Here is a 2,731-nt window from a genome sequence, read left to right on the forward strand (position 1 = left end):
GGTCGGCTGTACATAGTTTGTACGAAACCGCGCCCTGACCTCGGCCTCGTCGGTCTCTGCATGGGCGTAGATGCGCATGGGCAAAGTGGCGTCTGACCACCGCCCCGCCTTGGCCGCCGTGACTGGATCGACTCCCTGCCGCACCACCAGTTCAGTGTAGAATCCATGCCGTCCGGCGCGGTGCGCCGACAGGTATGGGATGCCCGCTTTCTTGCAGATGGTCTTCCAGCGGTTGTTATAGCCAGTCGGGCTGCCGTACCCGAAGACGCGCGGCGACAGGAGCGCCCCCGTTTTGAGGTTCTTGGGCCGCTTCGGCTTCAGTGCCACCAGCTCGGACATCATCTGTGGGGAAACGGTGATCCAACCCTCGGCATGGCCCTTTTGTGCTTTGACCTTAACCTCGCAGGTCGGTGGTCTCAGATCACGCGGTTCAATCGAAACCGCTTGATCGATCCGCGCTGCGGTCTCGAACATGAAACGGGCCAAGGCCGCGTTGTACGGATCGGCCTCCGCACAAAACGCCTCGATCCAGTCGCGCGTCGCGGGGATGCGTTCAACCCGGCTTGTCTTTCGCCGCCGCTCGTCCTGAGCGATCCGCTCGAACTTGTCATAACGCTTGACCGAAAGATGCGGCGTCCCTTTGTGCTCATGAGCATGGTTGATGACTGACCGTGCCGGAGTCACGATCTCGCGCCACCAGGTATCGGTACAGGCATTCGGCTTCAGCTTGCGACCAAGGCTTTTCAACAACGCCCCTGTGATCGCGCCAAGCGGCATGTCCCCGATCTCGTCGAGAATGGGTAAGAGCTGCTTGGCCGCCTTGAATCGCCCCGGTTTCACCGGAGACCTATAGCTTCATTTCACGCGACCATATCGAGCACGTCGTGCTGTGCATAGAAGTTCTGTTCAGCCTCTGCTGGCGGGATGTTTCCGATGGGGCCAAGCAGGCGCCGGTTGTTGAACCAATCGACCCATCCGAGGGTGGCCATCTCCAGATCCTGCATGTTGCGCCACGGGCCCTGACGATGAATCAGCTCGGTTTTGTAGAGACCGTTTATAGTTTCAGCGAGGGCGTTGTCGTAGGAATCCCCGACGCTGCCGACCGATGGTTCAATGCCTGCTTCGGCCAAACGCTCGGTATAGCGAATGGATAAATATTGCCCGCCGCGATCCGAGTGATGGATCAATCCCCCTTTCTGAACGGGCCGCCGATCATGCAGGGCCTGTTCAAGAGCATCGAGAACAAAGTCAGTTTTGGCAGACCGCGAGACCCGCCAGCCGACGATGCGATCAGCGAATGTGTCGATGACAAAAGCTACATACACAAAGCCCTGCCATGTCGACACGTAGGTAAAATCACTGACCCAGAGAAGGTTCGGGGCTGGTGCTCGGAACACGCGGTTCACCTTGTCGCGCGGACAGGGGGCTGCCGTATCAGGGATCGTTGTTTTGACCACCTTTCCGCGCACGGCCCCACGGATGCCGATCTGTTTCATCAGTCGCTCCACCGTGCAGCGCGCCAGCTCAAAGCCCTCGCGCGTGAGTTGATGCCATGCCTTGCGGACCCCATAGACTTGGTAATTTTCATCCCAGACACGTTTGATCTCCGGGCGAATTTCTGTGTCCCGCTGATGCCGCGCCGAAGCTTTGGATGGATCAGCGAGGCACGCCAGGTGGTGGTAGTATGTCGACGGCGCGATCGGCAGAACCCTGCAGATCGACTCGACGCCGTAGACAGCGCGCTGATCTTCAATGAAGCCGATCATCGCTTCAGTGGGCGGTCGAGTTCCGCCTGCGCAAAATATGCTGACGCTTTGCGCAGGATTTCATTCGCCTGGCGCAGCTCCCGGTTTTCCCGTTCCAGCGTCTTGATGCGATCACGTTCTTCGGTTGTCACTCCGTCGCGCATGCCGCTGTCCTTCTCGGCCTGCTTGACCCATCCGCCCAAAGTCTGGGGAATACAGCCAATCTTGGGTGCAATGGCCGCAATCGCGCCCGCCTGCGTTTCGTATGAGCCTTGATGCTCGAACACCATCCGGACCGCACGCGCGCGGACCTCAGGCGAGTAGCGATTTGCCATTTTGCTTTTTGTCATAACCATCATCCTTACTTAAGTTGACGGTCTCCGACGGACCCGGGGCGGTTCAACCCGGTTACTCGCGAAGATTTCGAAGAATATTGTCGGCGTTTCCGTAAGGCATTTTTGGATGCGGACGCCCATCATGTTGGAGAGTTTCCGACGGCGACAAGGCTACTTGCCATGAAGCGGCCCGACACGTTTGTCTGCGCGAACGGGAAGAATAAGGGCAATTTGGCCGAGGCACTGAACTTTGCCCCTACGACGCTTTCGCTGGCGAATTATTGGGATCGGATCATCGTGCCGATCCAGTCGTCGCCCTGGTACAACGCACCTCATCCCAGCGGCGGCGATGGCGAGTTGTGGGACTATCGCGTAGCGATGCTCGACACCCTCTACTATGATGAGGACGCTTGACTTGGTCTTCAATGAGATGGACCCGCCTGCAGGCCTCAGTGTGCCCGGTGACGTTGCCCCCTGCGGCTAATCCAGTTTGACGTAGGTTCAGGACGCACAAAAGCGATGCAACGCAGCTTTCCAATAGCAGACATTTGCCATGGAGTTGCCTTGCACTAGGGAGAAGAAATGAAAAGCAGGGTATTAGGCAGTCTTATCGGAGGCACCATTGGCTTCTTTGCCGGTGCTGGCACTGGC

Annotated in this window: 3 protein-coding genes and 1 other annotated feature; of the genes, 1 reads left to right on the forward strand and 2 read right to left on the reverse strand. The window is 58.3% G+C overall.

Going from position 1 to position 2,731, the window contains the following annotated elements:
- Together Q8P46_12560 and Q8P46_12565 are read right to left on the reverse strand one after the other, a co-directional pair.
- Positions 1-777 (reverse strand): tyrosine-type recombinase/integrase (locus Q8P46_12560; protein MDP2620985.1); only part of this gene is annotated, 777 nt, incomplete at its 3' end.
- Positions 778-860: 83 nt separating this feature from the next.
- Positions 861-2,095 (reverse strand): IS3 family transposase gene (locus Q8P46_12565; GenBank protein MDP2620986.1). Its coding sequence is split into 2 segments (ribosomal slippage): positions 861-1,801 and positions 1,801-2,095, totalling 1,236 coding nucleotides; the frame shifts between segments, so codons are not numbered across the junction.
- Positions 1,692-1,808, reverse strand: a sequence feature (AL1L pseudoknot). Its footprint overlaps the gene before it by 117 nt.
- A gap of 165 nt (positions 2,096-2,260) precedes the next feature.
- On the opposite strand from Q8P46_12565, the gene Q8P46_12570 reads away from it, so the two are divergent.
- Complete coding sequence (locus Q8P46_12570) at positions 2,261-2,494, forward strand: hypothetical protein (GenBank protein MDP2620987.1); 234 nt, start codon at positions 2,261-2,263, stop codon at positions 2,492-2,494.
- Positions 2,495-2,731 lie beyond the last annotated feature (237 nt).

It is taken from the genome of Hyphomicrobiales bacterium, from assembly GCA_030688605.1.
Lineage (GTDB): Bacteria > Pseudomonadota > Alphaproteobacteria > Rhizobiales > NORP267 > JAUYJB01.

Excerpts from the sequence above, each read along its gene's own strand:
- Q8P46_12570 (MDP2620987.1), top strand. The coding sequence starts at position 2,261 with ATGAAGCGGCCCGACACGTTTGTCTGCGCGAACGGGAAGAATAAGGGC.